Annotated in this window: 24 protein-coding genes, 1 tRNA gene and 1 CRISPR repeat array; of the genes, 17 read left to right on the top strand and 8 right to left on the bottom strand. The window is 54.4% G+C overall.

Going from position 1 to position 21,607, the window contains the following annotated elements; all coding sequences use genetic code 11:
• Positions 1–14: 14 nt before the first annotated feature.
• Positions 15–548 carry a nicotinamide-nucleotide adenylyltransferase gene (locus tag ACZ47H_RS02385; protein ID WP_464933609.1) on the bottom strand — a complete coding sequence of 178 codons (534 nt, stop codon included), beginning with the start codon at positions 546–548 and terminating at the stop codon, positions 15–17.
• A gap of 88 nt (positions 549–636) precedes the next feature.
• On the opposite strand from ACZ47H_RS02385, the gene ACZ47H_RS02380 reads away from it, so the two are divergent.
• Genes ACZ47H_RS02380 through ACZ47H_RS02370 form a run of 3 tightly spaced genes read left to right on the top strand, consistent with a single transcriptional unit; the run spans position 637 to position 2,958 of the window.
• The gene (locus ACZ47H_RS02380; protein WP_464933608.1) at positions 637–1,641 is read left to right on the top strand and encodes an RsmB/NOP family class I SAM-dependent RNA methyltransferase; all 1,005 of its coding nucleotides are present in this window, start codon (positions 637–639) and stop codon (positions 1,639–1,641) included.
• A gap of 5 nt (positions 1,642–1,646) precedes the next feature.
• On the top strand, positions 1,647–2,165 hold the full coding sequence (locus ACZ47H_RS02375; RefSeq protein ID WP_464933927.1) for a hypothetical protein: 519 nt from the start codon (positions 1,647–1,649) through the stop codon (positions 2,163–2,165).
• A gap of 1 nt (position 2,166) precedes the next feature.
• The gene (locus tag ACZ47H_RS02370) at positions 2,167–2,958 is read left to right on the top strand and encodes an FKBP-type peptidyl-prolyl cis-trans isomerase (protein WP_464933607.1); all 792 of its coding nucleotides are present in this window, start codon (positions 2,167–2,169) and stop codon (positions 2,956–2,958) included.
• On the opposite strand, the gene ACZ47H_RS02365 is transcribed toward ACZ47H_RS02370, so the two are convergent.
• Positions 2,942–4,012 carry an NAD(P)-dependent glycerol-1-phosphate dehydrogenase gene (locus ACZ47H_RS02365; protein WP_464933606.1) on the bottom strand — a complete coding sequence of 357 codons (1,071 nt, stop codon included), beginning with the start codon at positions 4,010–4,012 and terminating at the stop codon, positions 2,942–2,944. The genes ACZ47H_RS02370 and ACZ47H_RS02365 overlap by 17 nt on opposite strands.
• Before the next feature lie 114 nt (positions 4,013–4,126).
• Between ACZ47H_RS02365 and psmB the strand changes: the two genes are divergently transcribed.
• Together psmB and ACZ47H_RS02355 are read left to right on the top strand one after the other, a co-directional pair.
• Complete coding sequence (gene psmB / locus ACZ47H_RS02360; protein WP_464933605.1) at positions 4,127–4,768, top strand: archaeal proteasome endopeptidase complex subunit beta; 642 nt, start codon at positions 4,127–4,129, stop codon at positions 4,766–4,768.
• A 102-nt stretch (positions 4,769–4,870) separates the two neighbouring features.
• Complete coding sequence (locus tag ACZ47H_RS02355) at positions 4,871–6,874, top strand: beta-CASP ribonuclease aCPSF1 (RefSeq protein ID WP_464933604.1); 2,004 nt, start codon at positions 4,871–4,873, stop codon at positions 6,872–6,874.
• Here ACZ47H_RS02355 and ACZ47H_RS02350 read toward each other — a convergent pair.
• Positions 6,871–7,395 (bottom strand): DUF1947 domain-containing protein, encoded by a 525-nt coding sequence (locus tag ACZ47H_RS02350; protein WP_464933603.1) that lies wholly within the window; start codon positions 7,393–7,395, stop codon positions 6,871–6,873. The two genes, ACZ47H_RS02355 and ACZ47H_RS02350, sit on opposite strands and share 4 nt — an antisense overlap.
• Before the next feature lie 126 nt (positions 7,396–7,521).
• On the opposite strand from ACZ47H_RS02350, the gene ACZ47H_RS02345 reads away from it, so the two are divergent.
• The 6 genes from ACZ47H_RS02345 (at position 7,522) to ACZ47H_RS02320 (ending at position 11,154) form a co-directional block, all read left to right on the top strand.
• Positions 7,522–7,743 carry an LSM domain-containing protein gene (locus tag ACZ47H_RS02345; RefSeq protein ID WP_464933602.1) on the top strand — a complete coding sequence of 74 codons (222 nt, stop codon included), beginning with the start codon at positions 7,522–7,524 and terminating at the stop codon, positions 7,741–7,743.
• A 22-nt stretch (positions 7,744–7,765) separates the two neighbouring features.
• Entirely contained in the window at positions 7,766–7,954 is a 189-nt protein-coding gene (locus tag ACZ47H_RS02340; protein ID WP_464933601.1) for a 50S ribosomal protein L37e, read from the top strand.
• A 401-nt stretch (positions 7,955–8,355) separates the two neighbouring features.
• Entirely contained in the window at positions 8,356–9,072 is a 717-nt protein-coding gene (locus ACZ47H_RS02335; RefSeq protein WP_464933600.1) for an FTR1 family protein, read from the top strand.
• A gap of 53 nt (positions 9,073–9,125) precedes the next feature.
• Positions 9,126–10,247 carry a M24 family metallopeptidase gene (locus ACZ47H_RS02330; protein WP_464933599.1) on the top strand — a complete coding sequence of 374 codons (1,122 nt, stop codon included), beginning with the start codon at positions 9,126–9,128 and terminating at the stop codon, positions 10,245–10,247.
• A 192-nt stretch (positions 10,248–10,439) separates the two neighbouring features.
• On the top strand, positions 10,440–10,577 hold the full coding sequence (locus ACZ47H_RS02325) for a hypothetical protein (protein WP_464933598.1): 138 nt from the start codon (positions 10,440–10,442) through the stop codon (positions 10,575–10,577).
• Between the two features lie 79 nt (positions 10,578–10,656).
• Positions 10,657–11,154, top strand: coding sequence for a hypothetical protein (locus ACZ47H_RS02320; protein ID WP_464933597.1), 498 nt, complete (start codon positions 10,657–10,659; stop codon positions 11,152–11,154).
• A gap of 43 nt (positions 11,155–11,197) precedes the next feature.
• Positions 11,198–11,676: a CRISPR direct-repeat array (repeat unit 24 nt; unit sequence GTTTCAGTGTCTTTTGGATTCTTC).
• 137 nt (positions 11,677–11,813) lie between these two features.
• On the opposite strand, the gene ACZ47H_RS02315 is transcribed toward ACZ47H_RS02320, so the two are convergent.
• Positions 11,814–11,901 (bottom strand) — tRNA-Leu (locus tag ACZ47H_RS02315).
• Between the two features lie 72 nt (positions 11,902–11,973).
• On the opposite strand from ACZ47H_RS02315, the gene ACZ47H_RS02310 reads away from it, so the two are divergent.
• Positions 11,974–13,017 carry an acyl-CoA dehydrogenase family protein gene (locus ACZ47H_RS02310; RefSeq protein WP_464933596.1) on the top strand — a complete coding sequence of 348 codons (1,044 nt, stop codon included), beginning with the start codon at positions 11,974–11,976 and terminating at the stop codon, positions 13,015–13,017.
• A gap of 104 nt (positions 13,018–13,121) precedes the next feature.
• Positions 13,122–14,153 (top strand): hypothetical protein, encoded by a 1,032-nt coding sequence (locus tag ACZ47H_RS02305; RefSeq protein WP_464933595.1) that lies wholly within the window; start codon positions 13,122–13,124, stop codon positions 14,151–14,153.
• Here the strand turns inward: ACZ47H_RS02305 and ACZ47H_RS02300 are convergent.
• Positions 14,128–15,048: a tyrosine-type recombinase/integrase gene (locus ACZ47H_RS02300; protein WP_464933594.1), complete on the bottom strand. Its 921-nt coding sequence runs from the start codon at positions 15,046–15,048 to the stop codon at positions 14,128–14,130. The genes ACZ47H_RS02305 and ACZ47H_RS02300 overlap by 26 nt on opposite strands.
• 117 nt (positions 15,049–15,165) lie before the next feature.
• On the opposite strand from ACZ47H_RS02300, the gene ACZ47H_RS02295 reads away from it, so the two are divergent.
• From ACZ47H_RS02295 to ACZ47H_RS02285, 3 genes are all read left to right on the top strand, one after another.
• Positions 15,166–15,837, top strand: coding sequence for a class I SAM-dependent methyltransferase (locus ACZ47H_RS02295; RefSeq protein WP_464933926.1), 672 nt, complete (start codon positions 15,166–15,168; stop codon positions 15,835–15,837).
• The gene (gene sfsA, locus ACZ47H_RS02290; RefSeq protein ID WP_464933593.1) at positions 15,834–16,556 is read left to right on the top strand and encodes a DNA/RNA nuclease SfsA; all 723 of its coding nucleotides are present in this window, start codon (positions 15,834–15,836) and stop codon (positions 16,554–16,556) included. Before ACZ47H_RS02295 ends, sfsA begins: the two co-directional genes overlap by 4 nt.
• A 183-nt stretch (positions 16,557–16,739) precedes the next feature.
• Positions 16,740–18,164, top strand: coding sequence for an aminoacyl--tRNA ligase-related protein (locus ACZ47H_RS02285; protein ID WP_464933592.1), 1,425 nt, complete (start codon positions 16,740–16,742; stop codon positions 18,162–18,164).
• 84 nt (positions 18,165–18,248) lie between these two features.
• Here the strand turns inward: ACZ47H_RS02285 and ACZ47H_RS02280 are convergent, their stop codons facing one another.
• The 3 genes from ACZ47H_RS02280 to ACZ47H_RS02270 all read right to left on the bottom strand — a co-directional run bounded on the left by ACZ47H_RS02280 (position 18,249) and on the right by ACZ47H_RS02270 (position 19,676).
• A complete protein-coding gene (locus ACZ47H_RS02280; protein WP_464933591.1) occupies positions 18,249–18,662 on the bottom strand; it encodes a hypothetical protein in 414 nt (137 codons plus the stop codon).
• A complete protein-coding gene (locus tag ACZ47H_RS02275; protein WP_464933590.1) occupies positions 18,662–19,393 on the bottom strand; it encodes a phosphoribosyltransferase family protein in 732 nt (243 codons plus the stop codon). The genes ACZ47H_RS02280 and ACZ47H_RS02275 overlap by 1 nt, the downstream gene beginning before the upstream one ends.
• A 67-nt stretch (positions 19,394–19,460) precedes the next feature.
• On the bottom strand, positions 19,461–19,676 hold the full coding sequence (locus tag ACZ47H_RS02270) for a 30S ribosomal protein S17e (protein WP_464933589.1): 216 nt from the start codon (positions 19,674–19,676) through the stop codon (positions 19,461–19,463).
• A gap of 143 nt (positions 19,677–19,819) precedes the next feature.
• On the opposite strand from ACZ47H_RS02270, the gene thsB reads away from it, so the two are divergent.
• Complete coding sequence (gene thsB, locus ACZ47H_RS02265) at positions 19,820–21,448, top strand: thermosome subunit beta (RefSeq protein WP_464933588.1); 1,629 nt, start codon at positions 19,820–19,822, stop codon at positions 21,446–21,448.
• Positions 21,449–21,607: the final 159 nt, after the last annotated feature.

Here is a 21,607-nt window from a genome sequence, read left to right as displayed (position 1 = left end):
TCCAGCTGGGAGGATTAGTCCTTAGCTGAGAGCCTCCTCAGCCTCCCCGCGAAGTCTAGGCGGGCTAGATCCTCCTTTATTTCATCGGGGATGCACGATGGGCTATCTACACCCTCTAGTATCTGGCTCCTTATCCTCGTCCCCTCGCACTCGCCCCTATCATACATCGGCTGCATTATTACTTCATAGCCCGAGTCCTTGAACAGCTCTGCTACCAGCGGGTTCCTTGTCACGACGCCGTCGAAGCTGGGGAGGAGCATTTCAAGGTACCTTACCCACACCTTATTCATGTTAATATCCATCACCGGGACCAGCTTCACCCTCCTACAGTAGTCCTCTCCGAGCCTGCTCTTTAGAAGCTTGTCCAGCAGGTGAAGCCTCTCCCCCGCCGTCAATGGATCCTTGAGGGTGAAGGACTCCTGCGCTGATCCTATTACGACGATGACCTCCTCAGCCAGCGATAGGGCATACTCTATCAGGTGGACGTGGCCGAGGTGTGGCGGCTGGAATCGGCCTACAACCACGAGCCTCCTATGGGGGTACTCCATTACCTGCACCTTGAAGGGGGATTCTGCGTTGAGAAAAATATTCTATTTATCGTTGAGATGCATGGATATCCCAAGGGAGCACCGGCTAATGTATTGGAAGATGGAGAGAGTGGTTTCCAGGCTAAGGGAGAGGCTGAGGGACCCCCGGGTAAGAGGGCTAGCCGAGAAGTACGGTTACCTCCCCTACATGATCGCCCGCTACCTAGAGGTACTAGGATATGATGGTACGCTGAGCCTCCTAGAAGCCAACGAGCAGCCCCTTCCAGACTCGATAAGATGCAACGATTACGCCATAGACTGCGGGGAACTCGTCGAGAGGCTGGAGGAGAAGGGCTACGTTCTGGAAAAGATCCCGTGGCTCCCCCACGGCTATCGTGTCGTTGAAGAGGGGGTTGGAAGCATTGGGGGAACACACGAGTACCTCCAGGGCTACTACTACGTGCAAGACCCTGCATCGATGAGCGTAGTATACGAGCTGGAACCCGCGCCTGGCGAGCTGATTATTGATATGGCAGCCGCACCCGGCGGTAAGTCCACCCAGATCCTCCAGCTAGCAAGGGACCGGGCAGTGCTTGTAGCGGTAGAGAAGCACCCGAGGAGGATAAGGAGTCTAAGGTCGAACCTTCAGAGGCTCCGCTTCAGCAACTACGTGATACTCAAGGGGGACTCGACGAGGCTCAGCCTCCCCACAGCTGATAGGATACTAGTAGATGCCCCCAGCACGGGGGAGGGCATTATAAGAAAAGACCCTCGGAGGAAGAGGTCTAGAACTATAAGCGACCTAGCATTCATACACGAGCTCCAAACAACAATGCTGGAGAAGGCCATTGAAACGGTGGCGCCCGGAGGGGTAATAGTCTATAGTGCCTGCACTCTGGCCCCCGAGGAGGGAGAGATGGTTATAGACAGGGTTCTGGAACAGCACCCCGACATCCTGGAGGTGGAGCCCCTCAAAGCCCCAACGAGCCCCGGCATCACAGAATACTTCGGCGTGGAATTCGATGAGAGAGTCAGAATGTGCGGCAGGTTCTGGCCGCACGTGCAGGGTGTGGAGGGCTTCTTCATATGCAAGCTCCGGGTGGTAGATCGTTGAGGACAGTGATTAAACAATATGATCCGGAAAGCGGCTACTGGGCTCCCCTAACAGGCTTCTTAAACGAGATAGGGGTGGATGGCGACCTCCTCCCACCCATTATAATAGCTGTGGAGAGGATAAACTATGAGTACGTCGAGGTCTTCTCGCCCTCCCAGGAGGTCTTCGCCCTCCTATCAAGGCTCCCCCTGGACAGCTTGTACAGTCTAGGCCTCTACATGGGGATGATGAAGCCCGGCTCCTGGTACAAGCCTGGGCTCCCCTTCGCACACAGGCTTGCTCCACACTGTGGGAGGGTGAAGTGTATTGTGCTAGACGAGAATGGCGAGAAGTACTTCCTCTATGGGAGAACAGTCTACGCCGAGAACACCGTATCATGGACCGCGGGGCCAGCCTTGGTTGTTAACTTGAAGGGAGAAGCCCTTGGCTGGGGGGTTGGGAAGATAGCTAATATAGGGGGAAGAAGGAGGCGAGTAGTGGAGCCTATATGGGATATGGGCTGGTATTTGAGGAGAGGTGGATGACGTGCCCGTGAAGGAAGGCGATGTAGTAGAGCTCCACTACACTATAAAGATGCTAGAGGATGGGAAGGAGATACTGTACGAGACCACGAAAGCCGATGTCGCGAAGGAGCACAACGCCTTCGACCCGAACAAGAGATACACCCCAATATTCATAGTTGTGGGGAAGTCCAAACTCCTAGACCCCATCGAGAAAGCCATCAGAGAGATGGATGTAGGGGAGAAGAAGGAGATCATAGCCAAGCCCGAAGAGGCGTTCGGCCCCTACAGGAAGGATCTAGTAGTAACAGTCCCCGTCAAGGCCCTTAGGAGGAGCGGTATAAGGCCTAGGGTAGGAGAAGAGGTTGAGGTGGAGGGTAGAAGGGGAGTCATAAAGAAGGTGACCGAAAGGTTCGCCTACATAGACTTCAACCACCCGCTAGCCGGGAAGACACTGAAGATCGAGGTAGAGATAGTGAGGAAGCTGGAGAAGGACGAGGATAAGATAAAGGCGATCGTGCTGAGATACCTACCCCTGAAAGAAGACGCCGTACAGGTTAAGGTCGAGGATGGAGTTGCAACGGTAGAGCTGCCGGCCTCAGTGATAGTAGTCCGTGATCTGGAGAGCATCCTACAATCAATACTATCAAACGTCTACGAGCTAACCAGTGTGAAGGAACTAGTACTCACCATCAGGATGCCCCTGAAGAGGGAGGAGGAAGAGGGTAAGGGAGAAGAGGAAACCGAGGAGGAGGCTGGAAAGCAGGAAGAGGAGGAGCAGGAGGAGGCTGGAGAGGAGGCTAAGCCCTCTCAATAACTCCAGTCTTTCTAGCCAGCCTCTCAGCCGCCTCCCTGGTTAACCCCTTTTCGCCGAGTATCGTATACCTCTCGGGCCTTATCCTGGCCGCAATTGTCAGCGCCTCTACAACCTCGTCATCAGTCACACCCAGCTCTCTCGCCGTGACAGGGAGCCCCACTCTCTTCAAGAGCTTCCTGATCTTCCTCCACGCTAGACCATGGAGGTAGGCCATCATAATAGTGCCTACACCCACGGCTTCACCATGGAGGGGCTTATTCCCCGCCACTATCGTGAGGGCGTGGGCGAAGAGGTGCTCAGACCCGCTGGCCGGCCTCGTGCTCCCGGCGATCCCCATCGCCACCCCGCTGCTTACCAGGGCTTCTAGGAGAACCCTTAGACCCTCACGTGTGCCGAGCGCTATCTCCTTGTAATAGGAGCTCACATGCCTCGCACTCATCAGTGCAAGGCTGGTAGCATATCCACCATAGTATTCTCCCTTCAGCTTATGGGCCAGCCTCCAATCCCTAACCGAGGTAAACTTTCCTATTAGGTCTCCGAACCCCGCCATATTGTAGCGGTGGGGTGCCGACGCGACTATGTCAACGTCTATGAGTATTAGGTCCGGGGACTTCGCCTTCACCGACATTGGCTTCTCGAATCCCTTCAGGCTCGCGAAGGGGCTAGTAATGCCATCGTGGCTGGCGACGGTAGGCATGCTTACAAAGCCCTTCCCCGACTCCTTCGCAGCGTACTTTGCCAAGTCGATCGACTTGCCTCCGCCGAATCCTACAATGATCTCTGCCCCCGACTCCTTAGCCTCGTTCGCCACTCTCACAGCAGTGTCGACGCTAGCGTCTTCCGCGATCGCATATGATACTGTGAACCCCGCGTTCTCCAGCGACTCCCTCAGAGCATGATAGTACCGTGAGTAGACGTTGGGGCCCAGGACTACTAGGACGCTCCTCTCCCTCTGATAAACCATTTTGAGGAACTCGCCTGCCCTCCTAAGTATCCCGTATCCCACAGCGATCTTCTTTGGGATATCTATTACGTGTATGCTCCTCTCCTCCAATTCCGGGCACAGCCCCTCAATAACAGCTCGAACCGGGGATGATATAGGAATATGACATATAGCTATAAGCTTCCCCCTCAACTAGGCGGAGTTGGAGAAATAGGTGATTGAACAGTGTACCCGGGATGGGAGAAGTCCTTCACGCCAACCGGGGGCCAGCCCAAAGCGATCCACGGGACAACAACTGTGGGCCTGATAGCAGGGGACAGCGTCATCCTCGCAGCTGATAAGAGGGCTACGGCTGGAACCCTTATAGCGAGCAGGAGGGTTAAGAAGATAGTCAAGATAACAGATCGGGCAGCCATGACGGTCTCCGGGCTAGTCGCAGACGCCCAGGCCCTGGCAGACGTGGTGAGGGAGGAGGCTAGGCTCTACCAGCTAATGCATGGAGTTAAGCTCTCCATTAAGGGGCTCGCCACCCTTCTCTCGAACATACTGTTCTCGTCAAAGTGGTTCCCATACCTCGTCCAGCTAATAGTTGGAGGCTATGATGTCAAGCCCAGACTATACACTTTAGACCCTTACGGTAGTATAACGGAGGATAACTTCACGGCTACAGGCTCCGGCAGCCCCGTCGCGTATGGTGTGCTCGAAGACTACTACCGGGAAGACCTTACGGTTGAAGAGGCGATCGAGATAGCGAGGAGGGCTCTCTGGTCGGCTATAAGGAGGGATTCTGCGACAGGCGACGGTATAGATGTAGTTATAATCAACAGTAAGGGTTATGAGGAAAGATTTATACCCTTCACTAAGTAATCCCTTCTACGGCGATAAGGTTATTCCTAGCCTGGCATGGGCCAGGCGGGAATTCTCTCCCTAGAGCCAAGGGACAGCTCGTGAGAGTAAAGGGTGTTTAAGATGGCGGTACAGTCTAGAGAGAGGCTGACAGGCGAAGACCTGCGGCGGATGATAATATTCGAGATATACAATGCCCTCCGGGGAGCCGATATAACCAGGATCGAGTTCGAGGGCCCCGAGATAGCAGTATACGTGAAGAACCCCGAGTACATACTGGCTAACGAGAAGGTCGTGGGAGAACTCGCTAAGAAGCTGAGGAAGAGGATAGTTCTAAGGACAGACCCCAGCACCAGGAAGAGCCACGAGGCTACCAAGAAGTACCTCCTCGAGATCCTACCAAAAGAGGCCGGGGTCGGCCCAGGCGATATAGAATTCGACGACCGTCTAGGCGAGGTGACCATCCTAGCGAAGAACCCCAGCGTGATCCCCTACAAGTCCGCCTCCTTCCGCAACAGGATCCTGGCGGAGACAGGGTGGAGGCCTGTAGTTATGAGGAAGCCCAGCCTAACGAGCAGGACTCTCAACATCATACTCAGGAAGTCGCTCACCGATACCAAGGAGAGGCAGAAGGCGCTGAGAGACGCTGGAGAGAGGATCTTCCGAGACATACTAGTGGGGACCAAGAGGATCAGGGTGATAGGGCTAGGAAGCTTCGGCGAGGTTGGGAGGAGCGCTATACTAGTCGATACAGGAGAGTCCAAGATACTCCTCGACGCAGGCGCCGCCCCCACCAGCCTAGGCCCCGAGGCATTCCCCTACTTCAACGCTCCAGAGTTCAGGATAGAGGATCTGGACGCCGTGATCATAAGCCACGCCCACCTAGACCACGTGGGCATGCTACCCCTCCTCTTCAAATACGGGTACCGCGGGCCAGTCTACATGACGGCTCCAACCAGGGACATAGCGGTCCTCGTACTCCTAGACTTCATAGAGCTTGCTAAGAGGGAGGGTAGGGAGCCTCCCTTCACACAGAAGGAGATAAACCTCATGCTCACCAGGACAATAGTAATGCCATACAACGTGGTAACAAACGTAGCCCCCGACACGAAGCTAACATTCTCCAACGCAGGCCACATACTTGGAAGCGCACTAACCCACCTCCACATAGGCCAGGGACTCTATAACATACTCTACACGGGAGACCTCAAATACTACAGGATAAAGGGTGATACAAGCACAAGGCTCCTCCCACCAGCAAACTACCAGTTCCACAGGGTCGAGACACTCATAATCGAATCCACCTATGGAGCCACCGAGACGCAGCCAAGGCACATGGCTGAGGCGGAGCTCATAGACCTCGTCAACGAGGCTGTGAAGAATAAGGGCAAGATCCTCATACCGGTCATGGCTGTTGGGAGAGGCCAAGAGATACTGCTAGTATTGAATAGGGCCCTCAGGGAGAAGAAGATCCCCGACATACCCATATACGTCGACGGCCTAGTATATGAGGTAACCGCAATACACACCGCGTACGTCGACTACTTCGCCAAGCCCGTTAGGGAGGCTATACTAAACGGGGACAACCCGTTCCTATCAGAGAACACTGTATACGTGAACAGCCAGTCCAAGAGGGACGAGGTCATCTACAGCGACGAGCCAGCAATAATACTAGCCACGAGCGGCATGATGCAGGGCGGCCCAGTCATAGACTATTTCAAGCACCTAGCAGAGGACGAGAGGCACATCCTGGCATTCGTAAGCTACCAGGCGCCAGGGACCCTAGGCAGGAGGCTGCTAGAAGGTGAGAGGGAGATCGCCTTCCAAGAGAATGGAAAGCTAAGGGTGGTGAAGGTACGCATGAAGGTGGCGAGGGTCGAGGGCTTCACAGGCCACGCAACACAGAGCGAGCTCCTCCTATTCCTCAGGCACCTCACCCCAAAGCCCAGGAACATAATACTAAACCATGGAGAGCCAACAGCCCTCCTAACCTTCGCCAGGAACATAAAGAACCGGTGGCAGAAGCTGGGCTTCGAGAACCCGCCGGAGGTCGTGGTACCGGAGAACCTGGAGGCTGTAACCGTATATCCAAGAAACTACAGGCTCCACTCCGGTGTACAGTACTAGAGGCTCTCACCCAGCCTCCAGAGCAGGTCCCCAGGCCTATGGATCACCTTGACAGCCCTACCCCTCCTCTCACCCTCGAGCCTCTCCAGCACCTCTCTTGAAGACATCAACGCCCTCCCAACAGCAACGGGGATCCCGGTAGCCTCGTCGACAATCACAACTATATCGCCCTCCCCGAACTCGCCTTCAACCCTCCGTATACCCGGCACCATCAGGTCTGCTCCACGGCCAACTGCAGCAGTAGCGCCCCTATCAACAACCACCCTCGGGAGCCTCCCAGGAGTCCTCCTCCTAACAAGGCAGAGGAGGTGAGGGAACCTCTCACCCTCAGCCTCAACAATGCAGGGGAGACCGTCGACAACGTAGACTGTGAACCCCTTATACTCCACATGCTCCACGCTGCCAGGCTCACTGTCTAGGCCAAGCATGTCCATAAGATACCTCGCAACCAACCTCCTCTCCTTCTTAGAGGCAGGGTAGCGTTTAGAGGGCTTCAACCCCTCTCCTTTATCCTTCCCCATCCAGCGACACCAGCCTATAAATTGGGTAGCAACGCTTTATATTGCGAGAGTAGAGCCTAGAGACTGGCAGGCGGTGCGCGAGTAATACCAGTGGCCTGGCATAGAGTATAGTGGGAGGGATGCATGGTGAGTAGCGAGACGCTGAGGGTGCTGGAGGACTTCCTAGAGAGGAACGTGCTCGTCCAGCTCAAGGGTGGAAGAATGCTGAAGGGGATACTAGAAGCCTACGACAACCACCTAAACGTTCTCCTAAGACAAGCAGAGGAGATCGAGGGAGGAAGAACCCGCCAGCTAGGAACAGTACTGGTAAGGGGGGACAACGTAATAGTCATAAGCCCGGCAGAGTAAGTGGGGCAAAAGGTGGCACTAGATGGGTAAGGGAACTCCATCGTTCGGAAAACACGGGAGGAGCAAAACCCACATAGTATGCAGGAGATGCGGGAGGAGATCATTCAACGTTGCCAAGGGATACTGCGCCCACTGCGGATTCGGCAGGAGCAGAAGGATGAGGAGGTACAATTGGCAAACCAAGAAAGTAAATAGGGTTAGAATAGTCTAAAGCAGGGCATTCCAGCATCGCATTCCTATAAACCACTCTAGCTAACATAACTCTACTCTATACACGAAGCCAGCTGCTCGGAACTAATCTCCTATCTAGCAGTATTAAGAGATAAACCAGCAAATAGCATTATTCAACCTGCGGTTTAATATCTAGCCGCACATAAAGAGCATAGTTTATCATCAAACTGCACAACCAACCAGCCAATTCTCCATGCAAGGCGGAGAATACACACTTAGAAATCATGGAATTTAATGTTGGAAAGAATGTTTCTCATTTTAGTGTCAACGCCGTAAATCCCTAAGTCCATACAGAATACATACTGGAAGACCAATAGCGGAAGGACGGTATAGAGGTTGAACCATAAGCATTATATTGACCTCTAGACCTGGGAATAAGCGTTGAATACGGCTATAGTAACTGGAGCTCTAATAATAGGATTAAGGGAAACATTTGAGATAGCGCTTCTCATATCACTCATTCTAGCCGTAGCGAAGAAGAGGAACGTGGCTACCCTACAGTACATTCTCCTTCCAACGCTATTGGCCCTAATAGCTGGGTTTTCGCTAGGGTCCCTGGCATACAGCGTAATATCTAGCAGCCTTGACACCTGGATGGCTGAAGCGTTATCGTATTTGCTGGCAACAATTATCGTGCTTTGGGTAGTAGTTTGGTCATCTACCAGTACAAGGAATATTGAGGCAAGTATTAGGAAGAGTGGAAGCCTTTGGATTCTTGGAGGACTAACATTCCTGTTCGTCGTTAGGGAGGCTCTTGAGATCGCGCTGATAGCGCTACCATTAGCCAGCGTAGAATTCCTCTCCGCTATTATAGGGCTCACCGTAGGCGGAGGATTATCAACGATCATAGCCTATACTATATACAGGTACGGAGTAAGGCTACCTATCGGAGTATTCTTCAGAATCCTTAGCGGTACACTTGTATTACTAGGGGCCTGGATGATGTGGGAGGCCATAAGTGAAGTAGTAGAGGGCGTTTCTCTAGCAGGCGAACTGGAGGAGATAGTGCCCTTGACCGCCGCCATCCTATATGCTATCGCCGCCATCCTTCTCATGACAAGGAGTAGTCATCCCGCAGCTAGGGAGAACCCATCATAGCAAAGCCTTCTATACCTTACCCCGTCAACATCATTTAAACTAGGTGGAATCCCTTGAAGTTATGGACAGAGAATCGTAGAAAGCTTAAAGAGCTCCTCCAAGAGAATGATGCCGACGCACTGGTCCTAACCAGTGCATCGAACATGACATACGCTACCGGGATAAGGGACCCTACAGGCATGCTTGTGCTGTCAGAGAAGTGCGGTGATTCGATCATAACACCCCTACTCGACTACTATAGGATACATTCAATGACTCCCGGGGATATAGAAGTCTATGCATTCTACCGTGGAGGAGAGGAGGGGGTTGAAGCCGACATACCCCCAAAGAAGCTCATAAAGGGATCCCCAGTAGAGGCTCTATCCAAGACGCTAGATCAATGTAACGGAAAGATCTTGGCAGATCTGGGATATGCCAACTATGGTTTAGGAAGAACCTTGGTTGAGAAGCTAGGCGTGGAGGATGCGACCCAGAGGATCTCGCGGGCCCGGATGGTTAAGAGCGACTCCGAGGTCCAACTCATACAGGAGGCTGCGAGGCTGGCCGAGGAGGCTTTCCGGCGGGCAGTAGACGCTCTAGGCGAGGGTGTGAGCGAGGCTGAGATCGCCTCCATAATATACTCGACGATCGTGAACAATGGAGGGTGGGGTCTAGCCTTCCCCACCATCGTGGCGTTCTACTCTAACACGGCATACCCCCACCACACCCCTGGAATGGATAGGTTGAGCGTTGAGGGACCCGTACTCATAGACTGGGGCGCAATATACTCTGGCTACCGGAGCGATACCACGAGAACCCTATGGTGGGGCTCCAGCCCCTCCAAACAATTCAAAACCCACCTAGAGAGCGTAGAGGAAGCAGTGGAGGCGGCACTAGACGTCCTAGCCCCCGGAGTAGTCGCTGGAGACGTCGACAACGCAGCGAGAACCGTGCTGCGTAAGAGGGGGCTGGCCAAATACTTCATACACGGCCTAGGCCATGGAGTTGGAGTGGACATACACGAGGAACCCTACCTGAGGCCCGCCTCCACCACCGTGCTCGAACCAGGAATGATCGTAACTATAGAGCCCGGAGTATACCTGCCAGGCCTATACGGTATAAGGATAGAAGACCTAGTACTCATAACAAAGACAGGCTTCAAACACCTAGTAAGACTACCACACATAATAGCCTAGCAAGAGGGTCACCGCCTACAAAGACCCGTTCAACCACATCTCCCCTAACAGGGGGATCGGGGCAGAGCGCTCGTCACCGGCGGATCATCCCCTACACGCTTTAGTGTCTTTTAGATTTCCTTCAAATACATGCATCCATCTGATCCCATAACCCTTCAGTATCTTTTGGGTTCTCCCGGTAAAAGCATTACTATGCCAACGCAATACTTCAAGATCACCAACCCCGCCATACCAGGGAAGCCGGTGAACAAGGGAGTCTATGTTTACATCAGCGAGACCGTCTTCAAGCACCTGAGGGGACAAGGGAAGATAAGAGACCTAAGCTCATAGACACCGCGACGCGACCCGCGAGATTATTCTATTTCTTGGTTTTTACTCTCCTCTTCCCCTCTTCTACCGCGGCATAGAGGTGTACACTCGGTTGAGCTGGGACTATGACCATACTACAGAGGATGAAGAGTTAGATGAGGAGCTGCTACTATTATATGATGACGACCTCGACCGTCAACCGCCACCCGCGACGCCATGCCCGACCCGCCAACCCCCTTCTAGAAGCGCGTGTAACACGGAGGGGTTGTGGTATGCAAGGGAAGGCGTGGAGAGGTTAACGCGTGTTGTCCGTGGTCTCGACCGGATGGGCGCAGACTTCCTAGAATATGAACGCATCTACACTCTTCTACCAAGCATAGACGCCTACACGTATTGTCTCGATAAACTATGTCGCGGCGGTCGACTCTCACGTGAATTAGAGGACGCCGCCCGCTTCCTGAGGAGAAAGGGTCACGAGAGACTCGCACGGTTCACCGAGCTGGGCAAGTCGTATCTTGACACAGCATGTTCTTACTGGTTGGCATGCGAGGACGCTGATAATAGACTGTGCTGGTTCAAAGTAAGAGTCACGGGGTGAACACGCCGTGACACTATACTATGCGAGCGTCCAAGACCTCCGCGTTTCAGTGTCTTTTGGATTCTTCGAAGTCTAGGTGCACCGAGCGCTAGCGGGCGGACGGCTACTAGATCCTTCTCGGTTTCAGTGTCTTTTGGATTCTTCGTGATGTGCTTGTTCACCACGCGCGGTATGCGCACTTGTTCCTTATGCGGTCTGTTTCAGTGTCTTTTGGATTCTTCAGGTTAACATAATCATAGACATACCTCGCGGTAATCACTTAAAGCGCTATGTTTCAGTGTCTTTTGGATTCTTCTAGCCTCTTCGCCTCCTCAATTGAGCATACGCCTTCGAGTCTATACCAGTTTCAGTGTCTTTTGGATTCTTCGAGGTGGAAGCGTGCGGTCAATAAGCAAGCGCCGCGCGTGATTGGCGTGTCTGCGTTTCAGTGTCTTTTGGATTCTTCAGTATGGTTATTTCCACCGGATATAGTTGGTCGTCTTTTTGTAGCGGCCTCTCGTTTCAGTGTCTTTTGGATTCTTCCAATCATTGTGTTTCTCGGGGACCTTATATATTCCTTGCGGGGCTTGATGGTCGCACCATGAAACAAGCCATCAACCCCGACCAATATACAAAATTTACCGTGTGTTCTGGGAGTTTAAATTAATAGAATTATATTATGGTGCGGGGGGTGGGATTCGAACCCACGCAGGCCTACGCCAACGGGTCTTGAGCCCGCCCCCTTTGGCCTGGCTCGGGCACCCCCGCCTCCATACTGTATAAGCGTTTCATGGAGAAGTTAAAATTCTCTCCAGACCCATGCTATTGTGGGGTCTCGTTATGCCCGATGCACCCTTAGAGCTTCTTGAGAGGGTTGAGGAGATAGCTTCGAAGTATGCTGTTGTGACTGATCGTGAGAATAGGGTCCCCGATGAGGCATTGGGGGAGCTTGTTGGGGCTGGTGCTTTCAATGCTGCGGGACTCGGCCCTCTCGGGATAGTGCAGGTTGTTAGGAGTATTAGCAGGCATAGTCCGGGTATGGCTCATGTTGTATTGGTTCACTCTACTTCGGTGTTCGCCTCCGGCCTTGGCAGTGTGGATGGGATTGTTGCTTTTAGCATGACGGAGCCTGGCGGGGGGAGTGATGTCCTCGGTAATCTTAAGACTACTGCTAGAGAGAGGGATGGCTCCGCGGTTATACGTGGGGAGAAGCTCTTCACAAGCAACGCTCCCTATGCGAGGTACTTCCTAGTCTTAGCCAAGGGTCCCGAGGGGCCTACACTGTACCTTGCTGAGAGGGATGAATCGATCCAGGTTGAGCCCCTCGACCTCCTAGGACTAAGGGGGACTGGCAGCTCTAGGGTCGTATATAATGATACACCTGCCCGGAGGGTTGGCGAGCCTGGGAGGGGTTTGAGGGAGGCCCTCAACGGTATAAACATGGGGCGCCTAGGCTACGCTGCGATAGCGCTCGGCATAATAGACGCCTCTCTAGAGGAGATAGTGAGGCACGCCTCAAGCAAGATCGTGTTTGGGAAGAGGCTGATAGATTACCAGGGGTTGAGGTGGAGGATCGCGGAGCTTGCAATGGAGAGGGAGGCGCTCGAGGCCCTAGTCTACAGTACTGCTAGGGCTGCGGAGGCTGAGGGTAGAGTGGACCCGTTGAAGGCTGCGGTTGCGAAGAACCTGGGAGCATCAGCGGCGCAGAAGGCGGCGTGGACCGCTACCCAGGCTCTGGGGGGTAGGGGGCTGCAGAGGTGGAGTAGGATGGAGCGCCTGTCAAGGGATGCAAGGGTGCTGGATATCGGGGAGGGGAGCAGGGAGGTTCTGTTGGACTTTATAGCATCGAGGATCGTGAAGGCTCTCCAGGGCGGATCGGGTTGAGCCTATATAATCTAGTGGCCTGCCACGCTCTACCCTGGTGAAGCGCTACGAGCAGAAACACCCTATTAGGACTATTATTAATAATATTGGTAATCGGCGGGGTCATGGTGTACCTCGGTCTCTCCCACAGCCAGGGAGGCACGAAAACCCAGGAGAATACAACCACCATGGCTCCCGGAAACGCTAGTCTAGGCAGCCAGAAAACCTACACGCTAGGAATCTCGGTTGGAAGCACTATAGCCTACAACAACTCCTACACCACGGGTGAGGGTAACGTCTCCCAGTCAACCATCTACACGGTTAACATAACCCAGATTCAGTGGCCCCTCCTCCTTGGAGTATACCATATACAGGGCTCCAACAGTACTGGGTCCGCCAAGATGGCTGTGGGGAACCTGCTCCTACCCCTAGAACTCCTAGGGAAGAAGACTGTGAGTGTACCCGTAATAATACCGGCAGTCAACACGGGAGCCTGCGCCAACCTAACCCTACAGGGTGAGAGAAGCCTTAACCTAACCGGGAGGGTCCTGGACGTATACGTCTACTCCATGAACCTCTCAACTGGCCAGTTCAGAGTCACAGGTGTGCTGGCATATAATAAGAGCAACGGGATCCTTGTCGACGCGAATTATACAGTCTACGGTAAGGGGGAGCCCCTCTTCGGCAACAGGCAGTATATCGTAAACGCTACTCTCACGGGCAGGACGAGGACCATGACTCCGAGCGACTGGTTCTGCACCCAGCCCTACTCCTCCGACTTCAGGTTCACCCTGGAGGGCACATACCTCCTCCAAGACGGGAAGCTAACCCCCGCCAGCATAGACGTGGTTAGGAATGTGTCCCTCCACACCGGTATAGTGGGGGTTATCGGTAAGGATGGGCAGGAGATAACCCTAGAGTTCTGGAAGACACTCCTGGAGGCGAGCATGAAGTGCCCCCAGGCCAAAGTCTACCTAGTCATAGTAGGCCCCCTCTCCGACTCAACCCAGGGTGCTGTCGCGAGGAACATACTCGAGAGGGGTGGAGCCGCCGAGTCCACGGTTATAGTGAAGTTCGTCGAGGGGGTCCCCGGGGATAAGGCCTACAGGTACGCCACTCTAGACGAGCTAACTAGCCTGTTATGCGGATCCTCCTAGACCCGACACCGTAGCCTTGGTAGGCGCCTATCCCCCCAAACACCCTCGCATACTCTCTCTCGATATCCTCAGTCACCAGGTGGAGGTACCTCTGCGTAACCTTGATGTCACTGTGGCCTAACAGCCTCTGCAGGGCTGGGAGGCTCATCCCCCTCCTGAGCGCCTCGGTGGCGAATGTATGCCTCAACACGTGGGGCCTCACGAGCCTCGGATCGACCCCGGCTCTCCTGGCGAGGCTCTTCACCTTCTTATAGAGCGCCTGGTATGAGAAGGGGAAGATCCTATCATAGAGTCTAGGCCTCTCCTCCTCTGCAAGGGCGGCGAGGGCCTCCCGGGAAACCGGGCCTAGGAGCACGATCCTCTCCTTCCCATACTTCCCCCTAACCCTCGCCACCCCCTTACCCAGGTCCACATCCCTCCAAGTAAGCTGCAGGAGCTCGCTAGCTCTGAGGCCGGACTCGGCCATCACTGCTATCATGGCCAGCTCCCTATAATCCCTCGCCGCCGCCATTAGGGCCTCAACCTGCTCCCAGGATAGGGCGTGGCTGAACTCCTTACTCCCACCGGGCACTGCTGGCAGGCCGCTCGTGTTACCGAGCCACTCGAGGAACCGCCTCACGAATATGCTGTAGTAGTGGAGGGTGGACTTGCTGGGTGAGGGGTTCCTCCTCCTCAGGCTCGAGAGCCAAGACGTGTAGTGGTCCTCACCCACCTCCCCAGCCCTAACACTCCCCCCGACGTGGGCCAGGAACGATTTGAGGGCCGCCCTATACGATTTAACAGTCTTCGCAGACGCCCCGCTGGCTGAGAGAGAGTCTAGGAAAGCCTCAACAGCCCTCTCCAGGCTGTAATCCCTAACACGCCGGGGAGGCGGTAGTAGCGGTATGCTTGGCACCTGATCCCCCACCCATATATCCATTATGTATATCCTCAATGGTATCAGCGTGGAGGCATAGTAGTACGTGGGTGACACTGTTGACAGAGCTGGACTGGAGGGCCCTCGTATCAGAACATCGAGCTCCTGGCAAAGGCGGGCTGCTACGACAAGGTTAACAGGATCCTAAGCCTAGGTCTCGTAAACAAGCTGAGGAGAGAGGCGGCAAGACTGGTACTCAAGGATAACGGATCCTACGCCGACCTAGGAGCGGGGCCAGGGGCCTCCGCCAAGATAATCAGGGAAGAGATGGGAGACTCAACACTCATACTTGTAGATCCATCGATACCGATGCTAATGATCTCCCATGACAATGTGAGGGACCCCCGGATCATAAGGTTGGGGGGCAGGTTCGAACGCCTCCCCTTCAAGGACAGCAGCATAGACGGGGTGACAGCGATGTTCTCCTACCGGGACGCGGTAGACTACTATGAAGCCCTAGATGAGATAGCACGGGTGCTGAAGCCCGACGGTAGACTTGCGATACTAGACTTCTACAGGAGCACCAGCAGGATCCTCCATTCGATCATAAAACTATACATAATAATAATGGTGCCAGTCGCCCTTACAGTCAGCCTCTGCCCCAAGCTCCTCCCAACCTACAAGAGCTTCCTAGCAAGCTTAGACAGGATGCTCACCGACAAGGAGCTGGTCGCGGAGCTGGAGAAGAGGTTCAGGGAGGTCGAGGTGATCAAGAAGGCCCCCGGAGTCGCTATATTCTATGCTGCAAGGCCGAGGGGGAAGGGTTGAAGAGGCTCCTCCAGGTCCCAGTAGTAGGATGCGTTTTCATTAAGAGGCTCAACAGGTTTGTGGGAGAAGCCCTAATAGGGGGATCCCCCGGGAGGATCCACATAACCAATACCGGGAGGCTCACGGAATACCTCACTGAGGGGAGGAGGTGCCTCGCGACACCGATAAGGGGGAGGAAGCTCCAATACAGGCTCGTTGCAGTAGAGGATATGGGGGCCTACGCAGTTATAGATACGAGGACCCAGTCTAGGGCCTTCGAGGCCGCGGTTGAAGCCAGTTTAATCTGCGGGATCCGCGGGTGCAGGGTCTCAAGGAAGGAGCCCAGAGTAGGCGAGGACAGGTTCGACTACATACTAGACTGTCCAGGCGGAGAGATGGTTGTGGAGACTAAGAGCGCAGTGCTCAGGGGCCCTAATGATGAGGCCATGTACCCCGACTGTCCAAGCGACCGGGGCCTGAGGCATATACGCCACATAACAAGGCTTCACTCTCAAGGTGTTCGCGTCGCGCTGGTCTTCACCGCCGCCCTCCCCGGCGCCAAATGCTTCAAGCCATACCGGGAGGGGGATCCTAGGATCTATGAGGCTCTCAGCAAGGCTTACATTGCTGGTGTCCCGATCATAGCGTATTCCATCAGGATGGAGCAGGATGGCTCGGTGATTATCGAGAACCCCTGCCTCCCCCTATGCAGGGACTGGATATCCAGGCTTAGGAGTTAAACCATAAGGGGAGTGGAGGGGATTAGGGTAAGGGTGAGGGCTGTGATGAGTGGTGACGGCTGTGACGCGGCCCACGAGGCCGCCTGCTTGGATGAGCATATGTCACCCTCGCTGAGCCCGTAAAAAGTTAATTTCGACCCGAATCCCTTCCACGATCCCGGCTTTAGCGACGGTGCATTGGGATTGCAGGGAGCTAGTGGAGGAAACGTGAAGACACACATGGACTACGCTTACGAGCTAGACCTGGTCGTGAAGCCCGATTCTAGAGCGCCGCTCTTCGAGCGTGAATACGCAGCCTTTACAGGGGCGGGGGTCCCCCTCTTCAGCCTGGGCGGGGGCTACTATAGGTACGCGCTCATAGATATTCTAGCCAGGTTCCATGCTAGGAGGGGCTACTTTATAGCCGAGACACCCATCATAGCCAGCACCTACCTATACCAGGTCTCCGGCCACCTGGACTTCTTCCGGCAGAACATGTTCCTCTTCAAGATAGAAGACCACGACTTCGCAATAAAGCCCATGAACTGCCCATACCACATACTAATCTTCCTAAGCCACCTAGCAAGGTATAGGCAGAAGGTAAGGCTCCCATTCAAAATATTCGAGGCCGGAAGAGTCCACAGGTACGAGCCCAGCGGTAGCCTCTACGGGCTGTTAAGGGTGAGGGCATTCACCCAGGACGACGCCCACATCATAACCCCGGAGGATAAGGCCGTAGACTCGCTAGTCTCAGTATTCGAGGAGATGAAGCTCCTCCTCGAAAAACTATTCCTAATGAAGCTCGACCCCCAGAACATAACCCTCCGCCTCAGCCTCTCCGATAAGGAGAAGATCGGGTCAGAGTTCATGGGGACAAGGAGGGAATGGGAGGCCTCGGAGACTGCTCTCGAGGAGGCGGCCAAGACCCTCCGAGACCGCTACGGCTTCGACTACTACAAGGAGGAGGGGGAAGCCGCCTTCTACGGGCCCAAGATAAACGTGATCATGAGGGTTGAGGAGAGCGGTATCGAGAAAGAGTGGCAGCTCGGCACCGCACAGTTCGACTTCAACCTTCCAAGAAGATTCAAGGTCTACGACGCGGTCCGCGAGATCTACGGGAGCGACACTAGAGTATTCATTATACACAGGGCCCTAATGGGCTCCATCGAGAGATTCCTAAGCGTATACCTCGACTACGCGAAGGGAAGAATGCCATTCACCCTCTCACCAGTACAGTTCGCGGTGGTGGCGATAAAGGTTGGAGACCCGTCTGTAGACGAGAAGATCGCGAAGCTGGCAGAGAGCGTCCACAAGGGACTCATAAGTGAAGGGTATAGGAGTGGTATGATCGAGACAACAAAGACAAGCCTCTCCGGCGAGGTTAGGAGGATAGAGTCAACAATCAAGCCAGCAGTGACAGTATACGTTGGGGCTAGGGAGGCGGAGGAAGGCTATCTCACCGTTAGACCCTACATACACTCAGAGAAGAAGAGGATCTCCAAGAAAGTCAGCATAGGGGAGAACCCCCACATAGACGTGATCATGGCTGTGAAGGACCTAGAGGAGGGTATAGTGGAGCTCGCAGGCTACCCTCCAAGGATACCGGGGGATGTATCCCACCTCCTCTAACCCTCCCCCGGATCCCTTATAGTAGGGTTCTAGGAGAGCCGGGGCCCCCTCCTAACAGATGCAGTAGTCCTCCGAGCTAGGCCCTCAGAGATCGCACTCCTCTACACTAACAGGTGCCCCGGCCCCTGGCAGGCTGCGTGCTAGAGTGAGAGCTGTAGAGAAGCAGTCCATACTGATCGAGGCGACAACTAGGTAGTCGGGGCTCCTAACCCTCTCAACCACATCCCTAACCTGCCGGTACCCGAGCACCTCCATAATGAAGAGTATAGGGGTGCTCCTAACCCTGGACCCCCTATACTTGGAGTCGAGCGCGTGCAGGAGCCCCACTGCAGCCTCACACATGCTCATAGGCTCCCCCGGGAGGGCGGCTATGACTGTATTATCCAGGCATTCAGGGGGGAGGGACTTATACGCCTCCCCCGCCCCCTCCGGCGAGCCATTATACTCTATGAACTCCAAGTAGACTCTTACTCCCGGGAGGAGGGTTACCGCGGGCATTACTCTTCCCGGGCAAACTCGCCCCGCTCCCATGGGAAGACGATCCAGTTCCTAGTGGTATAGGCGTAGTAGTCTGGCACGAACTCTGTCCAGGGCTTGATGTATATTGAGGCCGTCCTCACCTCCCCGGGCATGAAGAGGTTCACCGCCTCAACAGCGAGCTGGAGGGTTAGCCCCGAATCAGATATGTCATCGACAATCAGCACCCTCCTACCCGTCAGGGAGAGTATAGGGGGCTGGCGCAGGTAGGGCCTCTCACCCTTAATCCCTGTCCCCCTATAGAGCTTGATCTCCATCATAGTCAGGTCCTCGACCCCCAGCCTGTCGGCTACGAGCCTCGCAGGTATTACTCCTCCCCTCATGATCCCGACTATGACCTCCGGCTTGAAGCCCGAATCCTCAATTTTAGAGGCTATCTCATCGACTCCCTCGTCTATAGCGGTCCAGTCGACCATCTCAATATCCACGCCGTTCGAGCCACCGTGGATAGTGGGGAGGACCACTATCTCCCTAGGGGTCCCTCCATCGTAGAGCCGGTAATCTACACCATCCACGAAGACCATGTAGCTGGGACCTGGTTCTCCACTGGAGTTTAGAGCCTCTCTAAGCGGCTCGTATTCCTCCCTAAGCTTCGCGAGGGCCTCTCTCCAATCATCAGCCTCCACGACGAGCTCCTTAGACCCAACCCTCTCAGCTAGAGTAGCCATTAGTTTAACCCTTATCCTAGCCAAGCCTATAACCCCGCTTCTAGAGGATAAGCTAGCCCAGCCTATTATGCTGGACGCAAGAGAGTATGGGTTAGCCCGAGGCCTCCTTCTCAGCCTTCTTCCGCTGCAGGTTTACTAGGTGGGTTATGTAGCCGGCGATCTGGTTCCTCAGCTTCTTACTATCATACTCTATCAGCTGGGAGACTACTCTCTTATTATGCTCGAAGTCGCCTGTGAATAGCTCGGGGTACTTCTCCAGCAGCTTCCTCGCGGTCCTCTTGACCAGGGTGGTTCTTACCTTACCCATCCACTCTCCCCGCATGGGCGGGGATCCGGCTTGGATACTTAAAGGTATAACTCGCTCCCCCCTCCCAGGATGGGCGCAACGCTTATATAGAAGTGATAACCCCTTGGAAACTCGGAGTCGAATTAGGGAAAAGGTGACATGAGATGGCCGCAGGAATACCAATGGAGACGATGGGAGTCCCCGTGATTATACTTAAGGAGGGAACCCAGAGGTCCTACGGGAGAGAAGCTGTAAGATCCAACATAATGGCAGTACGCGCCATATCGGAGATCCTGAAGACCACCTACGGGCCCAAGGGAATGGACAAGATGCTCGTAGACAGCCTAGGAGACATAACCATAACCAACGACGGCGCAACCATACTAGACAAGATCGACCTGCAACACCCGGCCGCAAAGATGCTTGTCCAGATCTCGAAGGGACAGGACGAGGAGGCCGGAGACGGGACTAAGACCAGCGTGATATTCGCCGGCGAGCTCCTCAAGGAGGCGGAGAAGCTGCTAGCCCAGAACATTCACCCCACCATAATAGTAGAGGGCTACAAGGCAGCCCTACACGAGAGCCTAAGGCTCCTCGACGAGATGGCTGAGCCCATAGACATAAACGACAAGGAGACCCTCAAGAAGATCGCGCTAACCAGCCTAAGCAGCAAGGCCGTGGGTGAGGCTAGGGAGCACTTCGCAGAGCTAGCCGTTGAGGCCGTGAAGGCGGTAGCCGAGCAGAGGGATGGAAAGTGGTACGTTGACCTAAACAACATCCAGATCATAAAGAAGCACGGCGGCAGCCTAACCGACACCACCCTCGTAAAGGGTGTTGTGATTGACAAGGAGGTTGTCCACCCCGACATGCCTAAGCTGGTCAGGAACGCTAAGATCGCAGTACTAGACGCGCCACTAGAGATCGAGAAGCCAGAGATAGACCTAGAGGTCAGCATAACCAGCCCCGACCTCGTAAAGAAGCTCCTAGAAAAGCAGGAGAAGATACTCCAGGAGAAGGTCGAGAAGATTGCTGCTACTGGGGCTAATGTGGTTATTACTCAGAAGGGTATTGATGAGGTTGCCCAGCACTTCCTCGCTAAGAAGGGTATTATGGCTGTGAGGAGGGTGAAGAGGAGCGACATCGAGAAGATAGCTAAGGCGACGGGAGCAAAGATCGTCACCAACATCGACGACATAAGCCCCGACGACCTAGGATACGCTGAGCTAGTAGAAGAGAGGAGAGTAGGAGAAGACAAGATGATCTTCATCGAAGGAGCAAAGAACCCCAAGAGCGTAACAATACTCATCAGGGCAGGCTTCGAGAGGCTCGTAGAAGAGGCTGACAGGGCCCTCCACGACGCTCTAAGCGCAGTAGCCGACGCTGTCATGGACGGCAAGATCGTCGCCGGCGGAGGCGCTGTCGAGGCAGAGCTCTCCAAGCACCTGAGAGAGTACGCTAAGACCGTTGAAGGCAAGAAGAGCCTAGCAATAGAGGCATTCATCAGGGCGCTAGAAGCGCTCCCACAGACCCTAGCCTACAACGCTGGCCTCGACACAATAGAGATACTCATGAAGCTGAGGAGCGCCCACGAGAAGGGCGAGAAGTGGGCCGGCATCGACGTAGCCACCGGCGAGATAGTCAACATGAAGGAGAAGGGGGTAATAGAGCCTGTAAGGGTGAAGGCCAACGCCTTCAAGGCCGGCACCGAGGTAGCAACCATGATACTAAGGATCGATGACGTCATCGCCGCCAGGAGGACCAAGGAGGAAGAGTCCGGTAAGGGCAAGAAGTAAACCCCCAATCCCCATTTAACTCTCTAACCAGTACGATTTACCTCAGGATCAATTTCTTTAATTCATTTTTAAAATGCTAGTTATAGTGGGAGGATCCTCCTAGAACAGGCTAGATAATTACTCTTGGATTAAAATCCATCGTCTATGATGGGTGCAGTG

It is taken from the genome of Thermodiscus maritimus (assembly GCF_055382595.1).
The sequence above is the reverse complement of the archived record's forward strand: the minus strand, read 5'-3'. Positions and strand labels throughout refer to the sequence as shown.